Annotated in this window: 20 protein-coding genes; 9 read left to right on the forward strand and 11 right to left on the reverse strand. The window is 53.4% G+C overall.

Going from position 1 to position 23,212, the window contains the following annotated elements:
- The first annotated feature begins 526 nt into the window (after positions 1–526).
- From AC2D8V_RS18390 to AC2D8V_RS18405, 4 genes are all read left to right on the forward strand, one after another.
- Positions 527–2,215, forward strand: coding sequence for an adenylate/guanylate cyclase domain-containing protein (locus AC2D8V_RS18390; protein ID WP_484735050.1), 1,689 nt, complete (start codon positions 527–529; stop codon positions 2,213–2,215).
- 459 nt (positions 2,216–2,674) lie between these two features.
- Positions 2,675–3,577 (forward strand): tripartite tricarboxylate transporter substrate binding protein, encoded by a 903-nt coding sequence (locus AC2D8V_RS18395; protein ID WP_484735051.1) that lies wholly within the window; start codon positions 2,675–2,677, stop codon positions 3,575–3,577.
- Positions 3,578–3,605: 28 nt separating this feature from the next.
- A complete protein-coding gene (locus tag AC2D8V_RS18400; protein ID WP_484735052.1) occupies positions 3,606–4,103 on the forward strand; it encodes a tripartite tricarboxylate transporter TctB family protein in 498 nt (165 codons plus the stop codon).
- Between the two features lie 27 nt (positions 4,104–4,130).
- Complete coding sequence (locus AC2D8V_RS18405; protein ID WP_484735053.1) at positions 4,131–5,615, forward strand: tripartite tricarboxylate transporter permease; 1,485 nt, start codon at positions 4,131–4,133, stop codon at positions 5,613–5,615.
- Between the two features lie 88 nt (positions 5,616–5,703).
- Here AC2D8V_RS18405 and AC2D8V_RS18410 read toward each other — a convergent pair whose 3' ends face one another.
- Entirely contained in the window at positions 5,704–6,441 is a 738-nt protein-coding gene (locus tag AC2D8V_RS18410) for a hypothetical protein (RefSeq protein WP_484735054.1), read from the reverse strand.
- A gap of 246 nt (positions 6,442–6,687) precedes the next feature.
- Here AC2D8V_RS18410 and AC2D8V_RS18415 point away from each other — a divergent pair, with 246 nt between their 5' ends.
- From AC2D8V_RS18415 to AC2D8V_RS18425, 3 genes are all read left to right on the forward strand, one after another.
- Entirely contained in the window at positions 6,688–8,091 is a 1,404-nt protein-coding gene (locus AC2D8V_RS18415; protein WP_484735055.1) for a phenylacetate--CoA ligase family protein, read from the forward strand.
- A gap of 137 nt (positions 8,092–8,228) precedes the next feature.
- Positions 8,229–8,807, forward strand: coding sequence for a VPLPA-CTERM sorting domain-containing protein (locus AC2D8V_RS18420; protein WP_484735056.1), 579 nt, complete (start codon positions 8,229–8,231; stop codon positions 8,805–8,807).
- Between the two features lie 321 nt (positions 8,808–9,128).
- Positions 9,129–9,272, forward strand: a complete 144-nt coding sequence (locus AC2D8V_RS18425) for a hypothetical protein (RefSeq protein ID WP_484735057.1) — start codon at positions 9,129–9,131, stop codon at positions 9,270–9,272.
- Between the two features lie 158 nt (positions 9,273–9,430).
- Here AC2D8V_RS18425 and AC2D8V_RS18430 read toward each other — a convergent pair whose 3' ends face one another.
- The 5 genes from AC2D8V_RS18430 to AC2D8V_RS18450 form a co-directional block, all read right to left on the reverse strand.
- The gene (locus AC2D8V_RS18430; RefSeq protein ID WP_484735058.1) at positions 9,431–9,928 is read right to left on the reverse strand and encodes a lactoylglutathione lyase family protein; all 498 of its coding nucleotides are present in this window, start codon (positions 9,926–9,928) and stop codon (positions 9,431–9,433) included.
- 565 nt (positions 9,929–10,493) lie between these two features.
- Positions 10,494–11,582: a hypothetical protein gene (locus AC2D8V_RS18435; protein ID WP_484735059.1), complete on the reverse strand. Its 1,089-nt coding sequence runs from the start codon at positions 11,580–11,582 to the stop codon at positions 10,494–10,496.
- A 37-nt stretch (positions 11,583–11,619) separates the two neighbouring features.
- On the reverse strand, positions 11,620–12,507 hold the full coding sequence (locus AC2D8V_RS18440) for a peptidyl-prolyl cis-trans isomerase (RefSeq protein WP_484735060.1): 888 nt from the start codon (positions 12,505–12,507) through the stop codon (positions 11,620–11,622).
- Between the two features lie 2 nt (positions 12,508–12,509).
- Positions 12,510–13,760 carry an agmatinase family protein gene (locus AC2D8V_RS18445; RefSeq protein ID WP_484735061.1) on the reverse strand — a complete coding sequence of 417 codons (1,251 nt, stop codon included), beginning with the start codon at positions 13,758–13,760 and terminating at the stop codon, positions 12,510–12,512.
- A gap of 20 nt (positions 13,761–13,780) precedes the next feature.
- A complete protein-coding gene (locus tag AC2D8V_RS18450; RefSeq protein ID WP_484735062.1) occupies positions 13,781–15,004 on the reverse strand; it encodes a carbohydrate porin in 1,224 nt (407 codons plus the stop codon).
- A 138-nt stretch (positions 15,005–15,142) separates the two neighbouring features.
- On the opposite strand from AC2D8V_RS18450, the gene AC2D8V_RS18455 reads away from it, so the two are divergent.
- Positions 15,143–16,648 (forward strand): hypothetical protein, encoded by a 1,506-nt coding sequence (locus AC2D8V_RS18455; protein ID WP_484735063.1) that lies wholly within the window; start codon positions 15,143–15,145, stop codon positions 16,646–16,648.
- Between the two features lie 446 nt (positions 16,649–17,094).
- On the opposite strand, the gene AC2D8V_RS18460 is transcribed toward AC2D8V_RS18455, so the two are convergent.
- Together AC2D8V_RS18460 and AC2D8V_RS18465 are read right to left on the reverse strand one after the other, a co-directional pair.
- Positions 17,095–18,018 (reverse strand): ABC transporter ATP-binding protein, encoded by a 924-nt coding sequence (locus AC2D8V_RS18460; protein WP_484735064.1) that lies wholly within the window; start codon positions 18,016–18,018, stop codon positions 17,095–17,097.
- A gap of 121 nt (positions 18,019–18,139) precedes the next feature.
- Positions 18,140–19,570 carry a DUF1214 domain-containing protein gene (locus AC2D8V_RS18465; protein ID WP_484735065.1) on the reverse strand — a complete coding sequence of 477 codons (1,431 nt, stop codon included), beginning with the start codon at positions 19,568–19,570 and terminating at the stop codon, positions 18,140–18,142.
- A gap of 116 nt (positions 19,571–19,686) precedes the next feature.
- On the opposite strand from AC2D8V_RS18465, the gene AC2D8V_RS18470 reads away from it, so the two are divergent.
- Positions 19,687–20,379: a Crp/Fnr family transcriptional regulator gene (locus tag AC2D8V_RS18470; protein WP_484735066.1), complete on the forward strand. Its 693-nt coding sequence runs from the start codon at positions 19,687–19,689 to the stop codon at positions 20,377–20,379.
- A 114-nt stretch (positions 20,380–20,493) separates the two neighbouring features.
- Here the strand turns inward: AC2D8V_RS18470 and AC2D8V_RS18475 are convergent, their stop codons facing one another.
- The 3 genes from AC2D8V_RS18475 to nrtS form a co-directional block, all read right to left on the reverse strand.
- A complete protein-coding gene (locus tag AC2D8V_RS18475; protein WP_484735067.1) occupies positions 20,494–21,285 on the reverse strand; it encodes a transporter in 792 nt (263 codons plus the stop codon).
- Between the two features lie 259 nt (positions 21,286–21,544).
- Positions 21,545–22,954 (reverse strand): adenylate/guanylate cyclase domain-containing protein, encoded by a 1,410-nt coding sequence (locus AC2D8V_RS18480; RefSeq protein ID WP_484735068.1) that lies wholly within the window; start codon positions 22,952–22,954, stop codon positions 21,545–21,547.
- Positions 22,840–23,121, reverse strand: coding sequence for a nitrate/nitrite transporter NrtS (gene nrtS, locus AC2D8V_RS18485; protein WP_484735069.1), 282 nt, complete (start codon positions 23,119–23,121; stop codon positions 22,840–22,842). The genes AC2D8V_RS18480 and nrtS overlap by 115 nt, the downstream gene beginning before the upstream one ends.
- Between the last annotated feature and the right edge of the window lie 91 nt (positions 23,122–23,212).

Here is a 23,212-nt window from a genome sequence, read left to right on the forward strand (position 1 = left end):
CAAAATTGGTAGCTGATAGATTCCGACGAACCCTTACTCTAAGACCGATCGGTTCAGGGTGTCAATTTTGATTTACAGTTAAGCAGGTCACTGGCGCTGTTCGGATCGGCAAGTCCTTTGGTTGCTTTCAACGAATATAAAAATACTACTTCATTGAACAGGACGTCCGAACACCTGTAGATCAGAAGCGCAGATCGTGCCTCCGTGCCAGGCTGCGGTGAACGACGGCATCGCCCGCAACTCAGTCATTGAAGTTCCATGCAGCGAATGTCTGGTCATGGTGAAAGCGGCTATTAAAGGCCAAAGTATCGAATTTCCATTCGCGAACGGCTGCTTAACGCGAAACAGCCGACAGCCGTCAAAGCTTGGTAAATGACTGCTCCGCGCCCATATCTGCCGGCTTGAAAATGGTGTAGAAGGCGGGAAGACCAGCTTGCTTCGCAAGTCTTCTTTAAGTTCATAAATCACGTATTTTTGTTAAGGTAAGATTTTCAATTCTCTGCGTCAGAGGGAAGCAGAAACCAATATGTCCCGCCGTTTTGCATTTATTCAAGCCGCTGATATTGCCGACTACTCTTTAATGATGGCTCAGGACGAAAGCGCCACGATTGCTCTTGTTCATGAACTTCGGGATCGGTTGCTAGAGCCTGTTGTGGAACGTTATGAGGGCGAGGTCTTGAAGCGGATGGGCGACGGTTGGATCATAGCCTATCCGTCTGTCACCGCCAGTGTGCTCGCGGCTTTGGAAATTCAGAACGGACTTGCAGAACACCCGAAAACCCGGCTGCGGATTGGCATCCATATGGGTGATATCGTCCGCGACGAAGCTGACGTCTACGGAACTGGTGTGAACATTGCTTGCCGGTTGCAGACAGAAGCGCCGCCCGGTGGGGTTTTGATATCGGCCGACGTGTACAATCAGCTTTCAGAAAAGCAGTGTCAGGGCTTTTCGGATGCCGGGACATTCAAACTCAAAAATATTCCGCGCCCCTTTCAGTGCTTCCAGTGGCGGCCCGAAAAACTGTTTGTCGGCAGCCGGTCGGACGAGGTTCCGATGATCGGGGTAGAGAAACTAGTCGCCGCTCCCGCCACAGAAGAAAATGCGGCTGCTGCAGAAGATTTACACGAACAGATCGTTCACGGCTTATCCCGTCGTACCGGCATCAAAGTGCGTGACATGTCCGTCGGATCAACTGACAAGACCACCTATACGCTACGGGGCAGATTTCGCGCATCCGGCTCGCGGGCGCGCGTTAATCTCTCGCTCATACTGCGCGACGACGCATCAACGGTCTGGGCTGATGTTTTCGAAGGAGATGCCACTGATCTCTTTAGTTTTTGCGACGATGTGTCTGCGCAGGTCGATGCAAAGCTGCGCCTCTTTGTCAATTCGCTGGACAATAATCGAATTGGCGAAATTCCGGACGAAAACCTGAGTGTTTCGGAGTTGCGCACAAGGGCCGCTGGCCTGTTTTACGAATGTACGATCCCCGATCTGGAACGCTGCATCTCGGTCATGGACCGCGCGCGGCGTTTGAACCCCAGAGATGGAATGAGCCTGAGCATGTGGGCCATAGGTGTCGTGATGCGTTACAAACTCCGGTTTGAGACAATCGAAGGTGACAAGCTCGCCGAATTGATAGCCGCACACGACCTTGCTGTTGAGTTAATGCCGCAAAGTGACTTTGTATTTTTCACCAGATGTCTGTTTCGCAGCATCACTGATCGCGATCCGGAGAAGGTTATGTCGGATGCGAAACGCTGCTATGACCTGAGCCCGAATTATCCCCAAGCGCATATCGGCCTTGGGTATGCCTACATACTTGTGGAAGATTTCGAGAAAGCCGCAGCAGCCATGAGCAAGGGTACAGAGTTGAGGAACAATCCCTATTGGGCCTACCGCCGCCTGCATATGGCCGTCGCTCAGTTTTGCGGCGAGGATTTTGAAGGCACAATCTCAACATTGAAAGAGATGATTGATCTAAAGCCGAGTGTGCGCGGTTTCAGAAAGTTACTCGTCCTTGCGCTCAAGGCCCTCGGTCGGGATGCGGAAGCACAAACGGAAGATCAGGCCGCTGCGCTCTTGGATGATGGGGAGAACTTTTTTGTTCAGGAACCAACCGTGCCTGACAGCCACTTATGGCTACGTGAAGCACTTGCTCCGGGTTCTGGCCCGTTACTAGATTTTGGGAATGACAACTTCGTCCGCAACTGAGACACCGCGTTCAAGCGCTGCGAATGTCCGGTCTGACCGGCTCTGTCGGTTTTAGCAATGTCCGCTTCGGGGCAGGGACCGGTCATTCAATCAAAACTGTCAGATGCCGGGTCAGAGCTTGAAGCGGAATTGCTGTTGGTACCTAGTTTCGCGAGCGCCGCGCATTTTTCGCCAAGGCAGCCAGCCGCGCTGCCTGCACAAAGTGGTTACTCATTCTGAGCGCAGCCAACTTGGAGGCAACGATAGCTGCGAGCGCCTGACCCGCTCCCGGCCGACCGGGCCAAGGTCAAAGCCGGAAGAATACATTCAATGACCTTGCACAAATCCAGTATTTTGCAATTACTTGTTCCAACGCACAGTAACGAGAGCTGAAACCGTGGTTTCGGTGAAAGTTGGGGGTCGGTTTTGGGAATATGGTCTAAGCCTTCGGCTATTGCCTTGATCTTGGCATCTTTTGTCTTGTCGAAGCCGCTGCCCACAGCCGCTTATGAACCGGAAACCGTGACCTTCGTAACGCATTCTAGCCCCGGCGGTGGAAGCGACGTTCTGCTCAGAGAGCTTGCGCGCTTTCTTGAGCCACAGTTGAACGTCAGTATTGTCGTCGAGAATGTGCGTGGTGGATCCGGTGCGGCGGCAATGGCAGATGTGGCGCAATCCGCGCCGGACGGGAGCCGGTTTTATGCGACGACGCCCACCTTTGTGTTTACGTCACTGCTGTCCAACCCTCAATTCACCTACGCGGACCTGTTGCCGGTGGCCAATCTGTTTGCTGACCCGTCATTCATTTATACTGCAGCGGACAGCGACTTCTCAGACTTGGCAGATGTTATCGAATTTGCGAGACAGAACAGAGGCATCTGGGGCGCGTCAAATCCAGCATCGTCGGAACGGCAGGCTTTGGAAAAGCTCAAAGCGGCTGCGAAAGTGGATGCCAGCATCGTCACACATGATGGTGGCGGAGCGCTCCTGATCAATGTTTTGAACAGCACACTGCACATTGGCGTTGGGGAAATACAAGAAATACAATCACAACTCTTGTCCGGCGATCTGCGCCTTCTCGCGACACTATCTGAAGAAAGAGTGGCGGCTTTTCCCGATGTCCCGACCGTTACCGAATTCGGCTATTCTGTCTCTTTTCGAAAGTTCAGAGGTATTGCCGGCCCGAAAGGACTGCCCCAAGACGTGCTTGATTACTGGCAGAAGGCGTTCAAGGAATTGCTCGATACCCCCGCGTTCCAAGACGCCTATGAAAGCAAGAGCCTTGAACCCTATTTCATGGGGACGGAAGACTACAAAGTGTTCATCTCGGACTTTGCTTTGGAAGCACGTACATTCCTGATCGACTCCGGGTTGACCCAGTAGTGCGCGATTGGAAGGGGAGGTGTACGACATGAGATACCTTCGCAATCCTGACCTGAGATGCGCCGCCATTGTTTTGATCTTTGCCGGCATCGTGTTGGTCGATTTGGCCAAAATGAACCGGACAGCCCTCGATGATACGATCGGTGCGTCGGGTGTGCCTGGGGCTTATGCTGTCGTTCTCCTGCTTCTGGGGGGTTTATTGGCTGTCCGGTCGTTGATGGTACAAATGGCGCACAAAGACGTGGCGACACGCGCACCGACATTGCGGCCAGCCTTTGCTTTGCTTCTGATCGGCGTGGTGTTTTTGGCTATTGTTCCATGGGTCGGATACCTGCTTGGCGTGTTCTTTGCCATGATGTCGGTGCTTTATCTGCAGTGGCGAGGCCCGCAGAGCACACGCGCTTTTCTTGCGATGCTTTGTTTCAGTCTGATTGGCGCTGTATTCTTTGTATTGGTCTTTAATGTCTTGCTGGGCACGTCGGTTCCCGGCGGTCTTTTTGGGGTTCTGGACCCTTTTCCGACGTGATGATTATTCGGTAAAAATGGGCTGCACTTGGACATATTAAGCGCACTTGTCGCCGCCTACTCGGACGGTTGGTTGTTTGTCTGGGTTCTTGCTGGCGTGGGATGGGGGATATTAGGGGGTGCGCTTCCTGGGATTTCCCCCTCGGTGACAATGGCTCTGTTGTTGCCTGTGACCTACTCTTTCGATCCAGAGCATGCCGTGGTCTTGCTGGCGTCGTCCTATGTCGGCGCTGAATTCGGGGGATCGATCCCTGCCATACTTATCCGAACACCCGGGACAAACGCAGCCGCGGCGACCGTTGCGGACGGTTATCAGATGCGTCTTCAAGGTAAGGCAGATGTCGCTTTGGGAATATCACTCTACTCCGGGTTTTTAGGCAGCCTGCTTGGTGTGTTTATGTTGATACTCCTTGCACAACCGCTGTCTAATCTTGCGCTGCATTTCACGCCGCCGGCGTACTTTGCCCTTGGTTTACTCGGGTTGAGCGCCGTGGTTTCTTTCTCGGGTGCGAGCCTCATCAAGGGCATGGTTTCCGTCTTTTTGGGCTTAACACTGGCCACTGTTGGCACAGACCCGGTATCCGGCAGCCCGAGGCTGACCTTTGGCGCGCCTGAACTGCTGAACGGGTTGGCGCCGGTGACTGTCATGATCGGCGTCTTTGCAATGAGCGAGCTATTGGTTCAGGTCAGTGCATCAGAGCGGTTCGACAGCGAGACGATCAGGTCAAAGGTCCGCATCACGTTTCCCGATCGCACCATGAGGCGCGGGATCTGGCCTGCGCAGTCAATCGGTGGCGTCATAGGAACGATCGAAGGCATTTTGCCCGGGGTCGGGGGCACTGTCGCGTCCTTTATGTCATACAGTGCCGCGCGCTTGTTTTCTCGTAACGCGGGGCAGTTTGGAAAAGGCAGCCCTGAAGGTATCGCCGCACCTGAGACTGCCAACAACACCGTTGCCTCAACAACCCTCATACCCATGCTGTCTTTGGGTATTCCGGGCTCAAATTCGGCTGCAGTTCTTCTGGGCGGGTTTCTTTTGCACGGGCTTGTCCCTGGCCCGATGCTCGCGCAGAGCGCGCCAGAGGTGGTTTACAGTCTTTTTGCCGGTTTGCTGTTTGCTGCCTTCGCCCTTGTGATTTTGGGTGTGATGATGCTGCCAGTCTGTATTCTGATTGTGAACCAACCGCGGGCTTACCTGAATGCTGTCATTTTCGCGCTGATTTTGTCAGGGGTTTATACGATTGGTGGCAGTCTTTTTGACGTCGGCGTCATGCTGGCATCAGGCGCACTAGGATTTTTCATGCGACGACACGGGTTTCCGCTCTTGCCGATGATCCTGGGCCTCATCCTCGGATACCTGATCGAAAGCAACTTTCGCCGGTCCCTTCTGATTTCGGGCAACGATTATTCAATCTTTTGGAACGACAAGATTGCGTTCTGGCTTATTGTCACCTCTGCCGTGTCAATCACGGCGTCACTGGTTGTGAAAAAAGCCTCACCTTCGAAAAGCTGACACAGCGACCAAGATCGGTTTTTTTCGTTTCGGGCATGGTAAACCCTATGCCTCTGGTGACTGTTCACAGGCCGTGGTCACCGAACCGCTACCGTGCAAACCGTTTTTGCGCCAGTATCCTGTAGCGTATTCCCTCGTCTTTTCCTGGAAACTGGACCTGATCTTCTTTGATCGGGGCAGCTTCTACAACTTTGAAACCGGCCTGCTCCAAAGGGCCGGTCAGCTCTGTCCGACTGCGCACGGAATGCACGTTGCGTGTCATCGCAAACTCATAGGCCAATTTGTGGACTGCGCTGGAGCCGAGGTCTGGTAACGGGCTCAAGCTAGCGTAAACAGCGGCGGCTTTATTGGCCAGTTTCTCTGCGTTCTCTTGACCGAACCGTGGCGCGCGGGGCGGTGCTTTGGGCTTTGCTTCGCCAATCAAAAGAAGATGTCCACCTGCACCCAAGTAGCGAAACCAAGCCTGTGCCACTTCAACACGTTCCTGCGCGGGAAAGAAATTCATAAAGCTATGCGCGACGATCAGATCGTAACCTGTTTGCGCGTGAAAACGAATGTCCTCCTGAAAGCATTGAATGGCATGTCCGCGCTGAACCGCATACCATGTGTTTGACGCCAGCGGCGTCTGACACTGGTCGACCACGGTAATGTCGCCCTGCACCCCTACGCGCCCGAAAGCGTCTAGCACGTAAGCGAGAATGCCAGCATCCGCCGCACCGGAAATCAGGACCTTGCGCGCGCCGCGTTCCACGGCGTCCACCAGTCCGGTTGTCAAAGCCGTATGGTCGCGCCCGACCGAGGGGAGAATTGCTGTGTATCGCAGCAAGCACCAGGCCGCATGGTATGGTCGGCACCTCTCACTGCAGCATGCGACAGCGTTTTGTAGCTGCAATGCGGACAACTCTTTCAGCCAGTAGCAGTCGGGCGGCTCAATCCCCGTGTCGCGATGTCTTTTGGCCTCGGGGTGATCATCACCAAGCACCGGCTGTGCACCCTGAAACACCGCAACTGCTTTGTCTGTCCGAATTTTTCATCCATGCATCCATTGGTTTATGCCTGAGCCAAAAATGGCGTGGAATTCAGATTTTGGCCAGAGTATCGTTCAAAGGCTGTATGGATATTGGGGCCGGACCCGCAAATGGCACAAGCGTTCTCGATGTTGGACTACCAAAATGCCATAGCGGACAGCCAATGGCTTGATCCGCAAGAAGTGCTGTCCCGACAGATGACAGATCTGGCCGCGCTTGTCTCTCACGCTTGGCATACTGTGCCTGCCCAGCGAAAAAGGCTATCAGACGCAGGCGTCACCCCGGATGCGCCCATAACGATCGATCAATTTCGAAAGATTGTTCCGGTTACGCGTGCTGACCTGCAGCGACCGGGCCAGCCCTGGGTTTCACAGGCCAGTCCGAAGGATCATGGTGACGTTATCGAGACCAGTACATCAGGTTCAACCGGCCAGCCCCTTGTCGTTTTGGGCACGGTCCGGGACGCCATCTTTAGCAAGGCTTTCGAGCTAAGAGCCGACCTTTGGCATGACCTGGATTTCGAGCATCGCCATGCCATTATTCGCGGCCAGAAAGAAGGAGTTGCGACGTATCCGCAAGGTCTGACGCGAGAGCGTTGGGGCGACACGATGACATATCCGTTTCCAACGGGTCCGCTGTTTGAGCTGTCGGTACACGAGCCGCTCGACAATCAGGCCGCCTGGTTGCAACGGGTGCGGCCGGACTATTTGACGACATACCCAACAAATCTGCGGCATCTGGCCTGGCATTGTTTGAAGCACGACATCAAGGTCCCTTCGCTCCAACACGTCAGGACAACCTCCGAGGCGCTGACCGAAGACACGCGCGAGGCATGCCGCGCGGCCTTTGATGCTGACATTGCCGATGTTTACTCGACTATGGAAGCGGGGGTCGTAGCCATCCAATGTCCCGAGCACGATCATCTTCATGTGCAGTCCGAACGGGTCATCATGGAGGTTCTGCGCGACGATGGCGCGCAAGCGCAGCCGGGCGAAATGGGGCGCGTTGTGATAACATTGCTTCACAACTACGCGCAGCCTGTCATCCGCTACGAGATTGGTGATCTGGCAGAGGTCGGCGCGCCGTGTTCCTGCGGGCGTGGTTTGCCTGTTGTGAAGAATGTGCTGGGTCGCGTGCGCAACATGATGGTTTTGCGTGATGGCAGTAAATTGCGACCAAAGCTTAGTATTCGGCAGATGGCGCAGCATGTGCCTATCAGGCAAATGCAGGTGGTTCAGTCGGGCTATGAACGTCTCGAAGTCAAGATCGTGGCAGACCGAAGCGTAACTTCGGACGAACAAAACTTTATGACGCGGATCATACAGTCCACTTTGCCCGTCAAAATGTCTATTTCATTCAGTTTTCCCGAAAATATTCCGCGATCCGCAAGCGGGAAATACGAAGATTTTCTTTGCCTTTTGGATCAGGGCCATATCGAAACAATATAGTCAAAAGAAAAGTATTGTTGCCGTCCGTGCGGGGTATCGCCCCGCACCGGTAGATTGAGCCAAAAAATATTCGACTCGAATCTAATTTGTGGATAGCCAATTAGTATTGTTTGAAAAATTACTTTGGGGGCTTGGTAATGAACAAATATTCAACACTCCTTGGCGCATCGAGTGTGCTGGCATTGTGTTCGACAACTGCCATGGCCGCTGTCGTGTTTGAAACCGAAAACAACAATAGTTTCGATCTCGCGAACGAAGTGGATTTCGGAGCGGGCGAGGATACGGCCAGGGGCGCATTGGTCTTGAGCCAATCAGATCCGGTTGATTATTTCAAATTTACCAATGTGGGAACGGGCGCTCTGAACGCGACGTTTTTGTTTGAGCAATTTTTCTGCAATAGCGTTAACTGTCCGGTTGATATGGAATTTAGCGTATTTGATGGTGACAGAAACGCTCTTGACTCCCGCACGACGACATCCACGGGTAGCAACGAAACGGCCACATTGGAGTTGTTGAATCTCTCGCCGATCGATTCGACGTTTTTCGTTCGGGTACAATACGGAGCGAACGACGCAAACGTCTTTGAAGGTTATCGGATTTCCCTCGAGACGGAACCGGTAGCTCCGGTCCCGCTGCCTGCGAGCTTGCCTGTTCTCGCTGCAGGAATTGGTAGTCTGGCAGCACTGCGCCGCAAACAAAAGCGCAAGCCACAGTAAGCAGTCGCAACGCACCGCTATCCCTTGTCGCCTGACAAAAGCTTGCCGTTTGCATTGGTTTGGCGGGCGACGAGCTGGCCATGCTGTAGCCGCGCGCAACTCGAAAACCCGTTCTGGTTAGCCCCTTCCGACACCACAGCCGCACAAGTCGAGTTTCTGCCATAAAGACGGCTTGTGTGTCCGGTTCAGACCAGAATATCGCAGCATATCTGGAGGCGTGATTTCGCCCATTGCCGCAATGAGGATGGAAACCGCCCTTAAGGGCGACTGTGCCGACAACGCTTGCTTCCAACGGCAACGAAGCGATCATCCGGTTTCGAAATGAACCAATTTGGCAGCAAGCATTTCCGCTTGCGGGATCTCGCGCTGCAGTACCGTAGCTGGCTGGTCGCGTTGATCGACGATACCGGTCAAAATGTGCTGCACAAGCGACAGTCGTTTGTCCGCATGGCGGAAGTGGACTGAAGTTCCGCCTGTGTCTGCTCTTGGGAAGGCAATCGTTCCGAACCAGAACTTCGAATTTCAGGCCATGAAGGACCGCATTGCGCTATACACCAGACAGCCTCCGGAATTCGGCGGAGGGCTGTATCGCGCCCAAGGCAGCCATTGCACAAACCCGTTTTCTAACTGTAAGCGCCAGACGAGTAGGTCAGTTCGTAGGAATGGCTGTACAATTCGAAAACGATGCCGAAAGGGTCTTCAACGTACACCATTCGGTACGGCTTTTCATTCGGATAATAGTATCGAACAGGCATTCTTTGTTTGCCACCAGCTGCCACAATCTTTTCAACAAGGCCTTCGACGTCAGGATCCTGAATGCAAAAGTGAAAAGTGCCGTTTCGGCGAAAATCGATATTATTTTCAGGCGCGTAGTTGCCATCGAATTCAAAAATCTCGATACCAACACGATCCGCGGTGGCCATGTGCGCGATGCGCAGTTTCTTCCACTCTGGCCCAAAAACATCGGTGCACATCAACCCAATATCGCTTTCGTCCTCTACCACATCAGTGGGTGGCATGATTGTGTAGAAGCCGAGCACTTCAGAATAGAATTTAACAGCCGCATCGACATCGGGGACGGACAGGCCGATGTGAGAGAAGGATCGAGGTGAGCGAGACATAAAAACTCCATCTAAATGTGTTGGGTCGCCATTTGGCTGCCACGTTGTCTCCTGAGAGATAGAACTCGAGCGATCAAAAGCACATCGGTTTCGCGGCTTTGCGTGAATCGGTGACGCCCACTAAAATGCCGCAACGAACTGTTCCGAGCCCAGAGCCGTTACATTGAAAACTTGTGCTTTGACGGTGCAACATCTTCGCCGCTCTGACGGGCGAAAAAAGGACCGCTACAGCGTGGCAAGGAATGTGGTTACTCGTGCAGGTCGTAACATGGATCAGGCCCCGAATTGTGGATGGGGCGGATGGCTCCGGCGTATATCGGCGTTGCAATTCGAGATAAGGCATGTGTTCGCACAGACGCACCCAAGCAGATGTGCATCTGCTGTGACAGTCTTGGGAAGAATGCTGCAAACGACCGGTTAGTGCCCTGTTTCGTATATAGCGTCGAGAAAGCGGGCAGGGCTGCAAAAGGTTCACGTTCCCGAGAGAGCAAAACCGCAAGCGCCCGTGGGACCGATACAAAGCTTCTGGAGACGGGAATTCTGCCTGCCTTTTGGATATAAAACGCTACCAGAACTTGACCAGAAACAGCCACCCAAAGATCAGCGACAAGGGAAAAGCAAATCGAGATGTAAGGTCCAGCAGGCGTGCTTGCTCGGACTTGCCTCTCAACTGCCATAGCCCTGCACACAATGCCTCGGCAATACTGAGAAAAACCAGCAAAATGGCCCAGATAATCATCGCGTCCAGTGTTGTCAGATAACCGAGAGCGGGTAGATTATTGCCGATGGTCAGATTGAACGCGATAGTGGTTAGCATTGATGTCGCGCCCAGCCCGATTTGAAATTCGAACCGCTCAGGTGGCACCCAGAACACGGCCCAAGACATCGCAACGACCAAAAAGAGCGGCAAAAGCACCCGGTAGATATAGAAATCGCCATCTCGGACTGCCTTGATCCGAAGCGTCAACACGCTGAGATCAAGCCCGACCTGAGGTAAAAATCTGTTTTCCGTGAATAACTCGACGCCCTGTATGCTCCACCCCTCTACGTTCAGCTTGTCGCTAATGGTCGTTTGATCGTTATTGGCGATAAAGCGGATGCTGCTCGTGTCTTCCCCAAGGGTCACGATACCAATGTCGAAAACATGGTTGTCGAATGGAAACTGCCGCAGATTGTGGTAGGTCGAGATTGTTCCTGAATACCGTTGCCTGTAAAAGACCGTGCCGCCTGCGCCGATTTGCACGCGGTTCTGGATGCCCTTCCGCTCGATGTCGAGAGCGGAAGAGTCCAGCAAACTTAGTCGCGGAAACCAGACATCCGTGACCCCGAACTGGCATCCCTGCAAGCCCGTCAGCCGTGTGTCTTGCCATTCGAAGGTAGCAATCAGGTCAAGTTCGATTTTTTGGTCAACATCGTTTACTGCCAAAACATCGACGATGATGAAGCTTGCACTGATTTCTGTCGGTCCTTCCTGTTGTGAAGGCCGTTCGCCAGTGCGCATCTCGGGTTTTTCACAAATCTTGCTCTCAGCCAAAGCTGCCCCTGTGAACACGAACAACAAAGCAAATACCGCCAGAGCAAGTGAATGCGAAAGTTGGAAGAAGGCACCTCGTGACGGCAAGTCTTTGGCGTTTCTTTCTCGTAGGCCGTTCATGGCTGCTGTCACAAGCTTTTCCCCATAGCTGCGTCAGTTACTCTGAGTTTCTTGTCTCGGCCGCTTTCCAAATATTGTTTGCGCGCGATACATGCCTGGCCACCACATCGCGCATGGCCGTTTCATCAGGCAAAACAATATCATAGCCTTGACTGAGCCTTGCGATTTCGCGCTCAAAAACCAAAACTTCTTGTTTCTTTTTCCAGTCTGCCCGCAGCCGAGATTGCATTTCTGCGGCGGGCAGTGGCTCGGGCTCATGGAAATTCTCGACACGCACAAGATGGACGCCTCGTGCTGACCGGATAGGCGCTGACCATTCGTTCAAAGGCAAGTTCCGCAACTGTTCGACGAACTTGTTTCCCAGAACCGTGAGCAACTGGCTTGCGGAATATTCTTCCATCCGGCGCCCGAGCCAGAAGATGTCACCGACGCCAGCCGGAATCTCTCCGTGAGACTGAGTGACCTCGTACCATGCATCTGCCTCGGACTTGTCCTTCTCGAAAAATACATGCTCGAAAGTCACCTTTCTCGGCGTCATATATCTTTCGGTGTTTTCAGCGAGGTGTGTGGTCAGTTCGTCTTGGCTAGGTTCCCGCAGACTGGCTGACATCACATGTTGCATCACGGACACCATATGCTTGCGTATGTCCGCATCCTTCAGGTGAACACCCATCCTTGCTGCTTCACGCACCATGACCTCGTAGGCCTTCTGCCGCTTGGTAAGCTTGTTGATTTCTTCATCCGTCAATTCGCGGCCGATCATCGACGCCCGCTCAAAAACCTGCAAACCAAGGGCTTCGGCCGAGATTTCAATGCGATCTGGAACGGGTTTCTCCGCCTCCGGCCAAGCTATGCCAGCCCCGAAACCAACTCCCAGGCTCAGCAGACAGATCAAGAAGCTTTGGACAATCTTATGCTGGAGCACGATCATCTGCCGTCATCAACAATATCAGGATTGACGTAATCGTCCGGGAAGCCGCGCTTGGCCATGGCAAGGCCGTTCAGGCATTGTCTGAGGACGGCTTTGGAGTTTTGAACAGATGTATATGCCGGATCCCGTTCGGGGCGCAGTTCGACGATTTCCATGCCCACAATATCCAGTTCATGGCACATTCTGCGAATGGTGGGCAGGATTTCTCGCATGTACATTCCGCCGGGCTCAGGGGTCGAAGTACCTGGAATGAAGGCCGGATCAACAACATCAACGTCGAAGGACAGGAAAACGGGTTTGCCGTTTTCTTTTGCCTGACGGAGGATCGTGTCGAGTGTTGGACCCCACCCATTGCGGTCGATCTCTACCTGCATGTGATACCGAAGCCCTTGCTCGCGGTTCCACGCGACCCCGTTAAGGTCAGTTGAGTTCGGGCCGCGCAGGCCGATTTGCACGATGTCTTCCCCAGTGACTAAACCGTCTTCAATCAGCCGACGGACGGGGTTGCCATGTGTGTTGAAAACACCAAAACCCACTGGGGCCTGATCCGCATGCGCATCAAAGTGGATGATCTGGATGTTGCCTTTGCCGTAGACATCGGTCAGGCCGGCCGCATCGGGATACATCAGAACGTGACCTCCGCCGATGATGATCGGGATCGTCCGGCTTCCGTCTTCCAATTCGATACTTGCCACCTCGGCGACGAATTTTCTGACTTCAGGGATACTCTGCTCCATGCTTAGCGGATGAACCGGGGCGTCGCCGTAATCGACCACATTCAATTCGTCGAGCGCTGCAAGACCGGAGTCGAGCTCTGGCATGTGGAAGCCCCAGTTGTGGTAAACCTCGGACTTCATCGGGGCGCGCATCTCCATTGGCCCATAGGACTGCACGCGCATGCCATTGTACATTTCAGCTCCAAAGATTGCGACTTCCACCTGTCCCGCTTTGAGATCTTCCGGGGTCAACGCGACGGGAAGGTGAAAGAACGTCGGCATGCCCTGCCACGGGAAACCGCCGAGGAAGCGTTGAATGTTGATGGGGCCGGGTTCGCGGCCTTCGGATATATCCTCACGGATCTTTTTCCATATGTCATAGCTGGGATCGTCTGCGTTCAATCGGATCAGCGGCTCGACCCCCTGATCTATTCTGTCCTGTTCTTCCGGCTCGTCCAAACTGACGACTTGGGCCGCAGCGAACGCGGGCAATACGGTTGCAAGTGCAGCGGTCAAAAGTAGTTTTCTCATTTCAAGTCCTCGTTTTTGTGTCATAGGGCAAGGCGCAGACGCAGCCCGAAAATGATTTCGCTGCTCTGATCGCTGAGTGCAGGGTTGTCGACAAACTGCACATTGGGTGAAATCTGGAGATACGGGCTGACCTGTGCCCTGTAGAAGATCTCAAGTCCTCTCTCGTCGTTCAGTCTGTTGTCGGTTGGATCTCCCCACCACGCTCCGACACCAATTCTGTCGTGCGTAAATCCGAAAGGTTGCTTCACTTGAAGGCCAAGCGCCGCACGACGTTCAAAGTCGCGAAATGTGGTGTCGGCTTGGGCATAACGAAAGAAGCCACCAAAGCGTTCGCCAAAGTCCTGATCAAAACTCAGAGACCAGGTTTCCATACGTGGCAAAGGGCCATTCGCTTCATCAAGCGACCAGGTCAGGCGGTAAACGCCCTCACCCATGCCTTTGATCTCAGGCGTCAGCGCCGCTTCTATAACATAGCCCCGATCCCCGTCGCGCCACGCGTCGGTCGAAAGCCCCAACTCTGTGTCCGGCGCCCGAATGAGACCCGCCAATGACCAGCTATCGGTTTGGTACTGGCCGTATACCCCGAGCCCCAACAGTGCCGTGTAGGGCACAACCGGATTATTGCCGAGCATGGGTGAAAAGAACATTTCACTGTCGCCATGTGCATACCGATTGAGATTGACCAGCGTTCGCAGTGCCAGTTTCCCGGCCTGTAACCGCCACCGCTCGTCCGGACTGATAAACTCCAAAGCAAACATCTGAAGGATTTGATTGGCTCTGTCCGGGCCCGAGTTTCCGCCATTCAAGGGGGACAAAACACCCAAATCGCTTTGAAACTCTCCAGCCGTTCTACTGCCCAGTGAATTCGCAAACTGTCCCCAGACGTTGAACGAAAAATCACCAGATGCGCCGGCGAGAAAACCCTGTCTGGCGATCACGTTAAGCTCGTTGTCGAAAATGTCGGTACCATCGCCCCACTGCATGATAAGTCGATCTTCGATCAGATAAGAAAAGCCATAATCCTCGGCCAGTTTCTTCTTGCGTTCGGCGTAGGACTCAAAGGCGCGATCGATCAATCCGAAAGAGAGGTAACCGTCTCGCGTCCCTGTCGACTCGAAAAGCCCATCAATCTCGCCGTAGTCGAACGCCGGCTCTTCGGCTAGCGCGGCAATTGGAAAGCAGACGAAAGCCGATGCGAATGCCAGCCTAAGGCCTTGAAAAAAATGACCGATTTGAACGTGCAAGCGTAAGTTTCCTTTAGTTTTGCCAAAGGTTTAATCAAGTACTAGGATGGATTGGCGCCGTGTATTAGTTACTGCGGGTTACCGCCCTGCTTTTCACGGTTGATTGATTTAGAGGAATTGCAACCAAGGGCAGAGTGAGTGAACAGGTCTGTACTTTCTTCTGAAACAGAGAAACAACTCGACCTTGAGGCAGAGGTCTCGTTCGTCGCGAAACATGCTTCGCAACCACTGAGCACCCAGAACTGCCGTATTCTCAGATTTCTTGCCCAATCCGAATTTGCAAACGGAGCGAGCCAGCATGACATCGCGTTTGAGTGCCTGAAGCTTGATGCGTCGTTCCAGCCCGATGTCGATGCCCATGTGCGCGTCGCGGTGTCGCGACTGCGAAATGCCTTGGCGAAGTTTTATGATGGCCCTGGTCTGCTGCGTCCCCGACATTTGTTCATCCCTCAAGGACGCTACTGTCTGGACCTGCGGAACAGCCGTGCGGAATGCACGACTGCTTTTGATGATGACCGCGCGGCCCCCAATTTCGCATGGACAGTTTCCGCAAAGAAATCCGCAGAAAGCCGTGGACTGGCATTTCAGATTGAAAAGGCGTTTCCCGCGTTGTTGGCGCAGTCACCTCTGCTTCACGACGGAGCAATCATCAGCGTATGGCTGGCATCGACGTGCACCGAAACCGCATTGGAACGTGCGCGAGATGCTTCAGTCGGTTATCTGGCAGAACTGGTTGTCGGCGACAGTGGAGACGCGTTCGGTATCAGGCTGTGGAATACCAGCGACAATACGCTGGCAGGCGAAAAACAGTTGTCGGCGCATACTGAAAAATCGGATATCGCAGACCACTTGCAAGACGCCGTTACGTATCTGACCGATCCATTGTCGGGCGTCCTGCCGGCTATCCTTGCTCGCTTGTTGCCCAAAAGCCGTTTGGCCGTGGCGAACAGCTTCTTTCGCTTCATGGCAACGCAGGACAGAAGCCTGCTGCCTAACGCGCATCGCGGTCTTCTGGACGTCAAAGACACCCACTTGGATTCGCCGTTGCTCAGGGCGCTGCGGGTCGACTCGTTTCGCGCGAATTATGCATTCGCTACAGGCGAAGTAGAAACAGTTTGTAACATGAATCTCGATGAAGCAGAGCGCGTCGTCGAGCTTGACCCGTTTCAGCCATATGCGCGTCTCGCACTCTCGTATTACCAGCTCGTGCTGAATGGGTACTGTGCCACGGATCCAGCTGCCGACGCAGGAAAGCATATAAATTGGGTTGGCTCCGCGCAGGCAGATCTCCACCTGCACCGGGCATTGGTCAGCAAGCACGAAAGATCACCCTCGGCGCTACGTGTGCCGGACACGTTCTTCGCAAGTGCGTCGGGTTTCTTAACCAGCTTTGGCAAAGACGATTTTTATACTGCCGAGGCATTTGCATTTTCTGAACAAGCCGAGGAAAATTTCTGGACGCGGGTGTTTCAATGCGCCGTCTCAGTCCAACTTGGTAACAAAGAGCGCGCCGCGAACGCATATGCCTCCCTGCACTCCGAAGTTCCCGGATTTGAAGACTTTGTGGGACGGGCGCTTTTGTGCATGCTGCCGGACGAAAGCGTCAGAGGAAGAATATGCGCCAACCTGTCTACCCTTTCGTAGACTTGGGACCATTGGCGTGCAGATGCGCGTTGTAATCAACTCAATAGGGTCAAACCGGTGAGGCGCGGCGAAGGCCAGCATTGACCGCATGTGAGACTTGGAACGAGAGCGCAGCGAATGGCCGGAACAGGTTTAGGCCCATTTGCAAGGTTTGTGTGAACGGTTTCGGGCAACCGCAATGCGCCGGCGTGGGCAATGACTTGATACGTTTGGCAATAAAGGTGTTTTTCGCGGCGCTCGCATCAGGCGTTTCTGCTGCGAAGCAGTCATTGATACAGTGCGCGGTGAAAGTGTGCTCAAAACCCAATGTCGTCTTGGATGAGCCCCTGAAAATTTTGATAATGCTGCCAAGCGGACACGTGCTTTGTACTATTTCCGGTTTGTAGGGCCCGATGTGGCCGACCGGAGGACCACGGACGATCCCAAGATCAAGCGAAGTTCAATTGCTAGCCAGCCCCGCTTCGCTGCACGTTGAGCCCGCGCAGCAATTCAAACTTGACCCGGTTGGCGCTGACTTCGCGGTAGAATGCAATGAGGAAAGTTGTGGGCCCTTGGAGCCTACTCAATCCCATGGTTGCGGCCACCACGGTTCCCACATCGGTGCGCCCTTCCAGTACCAAAAAGCCCCCGAGCATAAAGACAATGACAGTTCCACCAGCATTAATCGTGCTGAGCAAAAACTTTGTAGAGAGCTTCCATTTGAACATCGTTTGTCTGGCACCATAAATCTGGTCAAAATCGTTCAGCACAGACTGGGTGACCGCGTGAAGGTCATTTGATGTAATCTGATCGGTTGCATGCCGCAGATACCGCACCCGCTCTGCCAGAAGCGCGTTCACCTTGCGTTGCGTGTAAAGGACAATGGCAACCTGAGGTGCAATCATAGAGAATGCAACAATCCCGAGACCGGGTTGTGTGGACGCAACAAACCCGACGACGCTGACCAGCGTGCCGAGTTGCATGATCGGTTCGGAAAAGGCGCTGCCGGTAAACTTTCCCAGTTCTTCCGCTTCTGCCGAGATCGCCGTTGATAAAGTGCCGGTAAGGATGTCGCCGTGAGCTTTCTGCTCTTCGGCGGCGCCTGTCAGGAGGCGCTGACGGATAAAGCGAATGACATCCTCGCCAAGTATCTGCGAGCGGTAACCCATCACCCATTTGAGGCCAAGGCTAAGTAGGATCACGCCCAACATACCCGCGCCAAGCAGCAGCAGTTGCGAAACTTCGAATGTACCAAGTGTCAGTAAATTCACGATTTCTTGCTGGAATTTCAGTGGGGCGGCTGCAAGTGCTGCAATCGCAACGGAGAGCAGAATAAGAACGATCTGACGCCGCCCGGTGTTACGCCAGATCGCGGCATAAAGCTGAAACATGCAAAAACCTCACAGAATTTACGACAATTTTGCCGCAATGGTTGCCGAGCCTGTCATTTAGTACAAGCTGCAGATACGATTACCAGAGGCCAAAGCGAACTGCACCGAACCCCAAATAGAGCTAGTCAATCCGCTCCATGTCATTCAATTCAAAACTGCCGTCAATAAGGCTGGGCTCGGGTCCATAAAATCGGGCGAGCAGGAAATACCTACGTTCAGGATCAGTCGGAAGCCAGTTGCTCTCATTGCCTGCGGGGGGCGTAGGTCCGAAGTAGATATCAACTGATCCGTCTTCATTTTTCACCACATCGGGCATCGTGGAATCTATGGTGCTTGGATTGATGTCCCGGAGGTAGGATGCGGTGACCAGATCGTACGTTGTGATTGACCAGAAGTCCCGAACCGGCACATTAGCGGGCACTTTTAATTTATAGTTTCGTCCGCCGTCCAACCATTCGCCGTCCGGTGTTTCGGCCACATCGAGATAGTACGTGGCGGTGCCGTAATTCTTCACGCTTGTAATGATCGCATAATACAAAGCGCCACGCGCGACGTAGTCATGATAAGATGGATACTCGTAAGTCCAATCGGTCTCGCGCGATCCGTCAGGGACTAACGCAGACCAGCGCTTTCCTTCAAAAACGAAGGGATTCAGGACCCGATGATACTGGTCCATCATGTATTCCAGGGCCTCTGGTCCCGCGGCGTCATACATCGCTTGCATCTTCGCATCCGGCGCAAAGGGTTCGTTGCGCTTGACCCCAATCCGCGCAAGCGCGCCCATCATCGCAAGGTCGCGGTCCAGCACGACTTCTTCGCCTGTCATCTCATGAATATGGCGGAAGATACCCCCGTCCATGACGGGCGTCATTTCCAGAGGAATGCCATAGAGATCAACATATTGCGTTGACACTTCACCGTCTGCTTCGGACAGCGGGTAAATCTTGATCTGTTTGGTCAGCGCCGTAGCCTTGGCGAGGTTTTCTTCGGTGGCACCGCCAGCGAGGATCGGGCGCAGAACGGCAAAACCAAAGTTGGTGTCTTGTTCATAGACCAGCGCATTGGGAACCAGAGGGCCGTTATACCCCGGGGGAACCATCATGTATTTTGCCCCAAGACCGCGATCCCGACCATTGGCGCCGACATCATCAAGCGGGCGCTGCCATGCATCCATTATTGTGCCAAAGATACCAATGCCTTCTTCGGAGGGAGGTATTTCAAAGACAATCGGACCGTCTTCGATAGACCAGTACGCATTTATATAAGGTGTTGTGTTGTTTGGCGTTGCTGTCTGGAATTGCCAATCCTGAACTTTTGAAAAATATCCAACGTCATTTGGGCCGACGCCGGCATCGGCAAGCGCGTCGCGGTAAAACTTGAAGTTCATCAGTGGCATTGCCCACACGGCGGCATCAATGGCCCGATGATACGTCATTCGCTCGGCGAGGCTGGCGTTTGACAGGTCAAACTCCTCTGCGTTGGTGGTAGTCGCGACGACTGCCCCTAGGAAACCTACTGTTACGAGTGAAATCAGCGCTCTTACCTTCTTCATCTTTTATACTCCCTTGGTAGATTTCTTGGGCAAACGCTTGCCTGGTATCTGAAATTGACCAGTTGACTTTAACTGAGGTTGCCTTGCGTAATTGCACACCAACGGGCAATTGGAGAATGGTCTTGAACCGCGATGACGCGACGACCTACCTAAGCGAGAACGGCTGGCTATCGAAACTGCCACCTGACATGCGCACGGCATTTCTAAGCGGGGCAAAGCAGATCAATGTCGCGAAAGACGAAAAAGTCTTTTTGGTGGAGGACGACCCGCGCTTTATGGTTGGCCTTGCCGAAGGCTCTGTCGGGGCGCTCGTGAGTTACAATCCACAAGAGTCAAGGTTGATTACGGTCTATGCGGCTGGAAGTTGGTTGGGCGATGCTGCGGTTTTGTCCCAGAATGTGCACCGCGGCACAGCCGTTGCGAGAACTGACTGCACCTGCTTGATCGTTTCCGCAAGACACATCTATGCAGTTGCATCGCATCACCCCGAGATATGGCGCTGGATGGCGATGAACGTTCTTATGCAATTCGACAGCTATACCACAATAACCGAGGCTGCATTGACCCGCGACCCGATTTCCCGACTGCTCATCATGATGCTGAGCCTCAGGAAGCTTAACCCGCAACAGGACAGCTATGACCTGTCCACTGAAGAGATCGGGCAAATGGTTGGTTTGACCCGCAACACGGTCAGCAAATGCCTTAAGGACCTTGAGCGCGCCGGTTTGGTGCAACGGTCATACGCTCGATTGCAGGTGCGACCTGTCGCGCGCCTCGAAGCCGCATTGGCGAAACGCTCTGCGAATTGAGGCCGTCGCGCGACGGCTGTTTTGTCTGCCGGACCGACTGTCAGGTATTCACATTGTATGAACGCACGGCGCCAAAACCGGTTTCTGTTTACGGCTGTCGTGACGCCCGGATGCCTATTTCGGAAACAGATAAGTCACAATGAAACGCGCGCCCCAGCCCTCGGGCTGATTGGAGCCGGAATCCGCCCAGTAACGGACACCGGCGCCGATACTGACGGGGCGTTTGCCGATTGTAATCAGCTTGGTCGCCAAAAAGTTAACAGGCACCGCCCACTGTTCTGCTTCCCAGTCATAAGTCGACTCCGTGTTGACAGTAAATGTCCACGCCGTGGGCGTTGTGTAGCTCAAGAAAGGCTGAAGAAAGGTGGCGCTGATGTCGATGTCGCCACCAACGTCTTCGATGTGGTTGGCAAGCGCGCCGTATGTCCACGGACCGCTCTGTTTCAGCGCAACCCCTGTCAGGCCAACGCCCCACTCACCGGCGCCGAGGCGGTCATCTGTCGACGTGGGAATAAGAAAGACCGGTCCGGCACCCCATATCCATCCGGAAGATGTCGGATCTTTTGGCGAAAAAAAGAAGCTCTGGACGGTATCTCCCAATCCGCTTTCAGATCCGCCGCCGGACGGGATCCCGTCAGTGGATACGATCGGAACGATAGTACGCGAGATCAGGTTCCACTCTGGGCTCAGGGAGATGGGAATTACCGGCTGTATGTTTAGTGTCCATCGGGACCCGCTATCGTCAGCACCTATGTTTTCATCATAGTTCAACTGAAAAGGGAGGCTGATCAGGTCGGCGACCGGGTTGGACAGTTGCTTTGCAAGGTCTGCAGATTCTTGAGCCGTCGCGGGTAAGGTGCTGACAATCGTCAATGACAAAGCGAGTGTTCTTGTTTTGGAAATCATTTGATCTTTACCTCTCGAAAATGGGCATGCCGGACAGCTGTGGATTTGCGATAATAGTATATTGAGGACAGCGTATAGACCGGTTGTTCGTCGGGCAAACGTTGATTGCAACCGCAGGGGCAGGAGAAAAGCCCGCAAAGCGGACGCGCAGATATTCAAAAGCCGGGTCTGCATCGCGCCCGGAGCAACAGTTGATGATTAGAATATTGCCAGTTGCAATGCCCTTGTCGGCGAAAGATCAGACGGCAGGGTGCGCGCTTTACAGTGGGTTTAACTGCTTTTCAAAGCGTTTTTGAATTTCGGCAAGCTCCTCAATGGCAGCGCGAATATCCGAGCTATCAAGAACATTAACTTCCACGTGTTCCCCAATGTGAGACAGTCTTCGCCGTTGCCTTTGATGAGCTGCACCGGACAGATCGCTTACCTCGAAGTATCGCACCGCTCTGGCAAAACCTTTCGGTGTCAACTCACCCTTCATATGGCATTCAACTTGGTCCTCAATCAGGGAAAGCGTGTTCTGATCAACCAGTATGGTGTCGGGTTCCGCCATTCCCTGCAGGCGGGCGGCGAGATTTACCGGGCTGCCAAGAACCGTATAATCCAGCCGTTGGTCGGACCCAAAGTTGCCAACAGTGCAAAAGCCCGTCGCAATGCCCATCCGAACTTTCAGATTGTTCGGCACGCCGTTTTTCTTCCAGAATCCCTGCAAAGCGGCAATGCGGGTTTGCATCGTCAAAGCCATTTCGACGCATCTCATCGCGTCTTCGACGTCGCCTCGTGTTTCCGGGTCTCCGAAGAAGACCAGCACCGCGTCGCCAATAAACTTGTCAATCGTTCCGCCGTATTCAAGGGCAACGTTTGTCATCTCGGAGAGGTACGAATTGATAACGATTGCCAAACGTTCAGGTTCGAGAGTGTCGCTTAAATCCGTAAACTCAACGATGTCCGAAAAGAAAACTGTAAGGTTCTTCCGCTTGTGCGTACGCGAGTTGTCCTCGGTTTCTGAAAATATACTGTTGTAGATCTGAGGAGAGAGGTACTTGGCCAACCTGTTTGCAAGGTTTTCGAGCTGCGTGCTTTTTTCTTCAATCAGCTCTCTGTCCTTGATTTTCTGACTTAAAAGTTCTTCGCGCTCGCGCCGCAAATTCCACTCGTCTGTTCGGTCTACAAACTGCCCCTGTATGCCATTCAAATAGGAGAAATCACTGTCAGACGTGTGTGTAGAAAGCAGAGAGAAAAAGCGATCTTCGCCGTTAACCTTGATCTCAACTTTCGGCAGCAAAACGGATCCGTTTTCGTTCAGGCCATCTTTGTATTGATCAATCTGACTTCCGGGAAGGCCCAGCTGTTCCAAAACATCCGGCATAGACGCGTTTGTGACATTGCCCAAAATGGGAAAAAAATTTCGAAAGTTCTCATTCACCCTTTGTATTTCAAGGTCGCGATTTGCGAAGTAAGCCGCTGTGATTGCATTTCTGAAATTAAAAAAGCTGAGATCGAGGATCGTTTTTTGATTGAAAAACTGCTCTGCGTTCATCGCGGGAATTCCTATTCTCAATTGTTTCGATGAAGTGCGGACTGACGGCTGCGAAGTTGTGCCCGTTTGCCGGTGTACGCACCCCACGTGGTGACGCAATAAGGTACACAATAAGTCAAAATCACCTTCCAAATAGGCGGGGTATTGCCCGCTATCAGCGTGTCACCGTGGTTGATGATTGTCAGAACAGAGCCAACTACAAGCGCTGTCAGGAAAGCCTTTTTGGGCGTCCCGTCACCGAATAGCAGGCTTGATAATGAAGGGGTTTCGCCTTCTTTTGAGGCAGTCATGATGTTCATTCGGTTTGAATTCAGTTGAGCATTAGTGACACCGATCCCCAAAAATATCAAACCAACCCAGTTTTTGATTTTTGCCTACCCGTGGTAAGGG

Source organism: Roseobacter sp. YIN89, assembly GCF_057219365.1.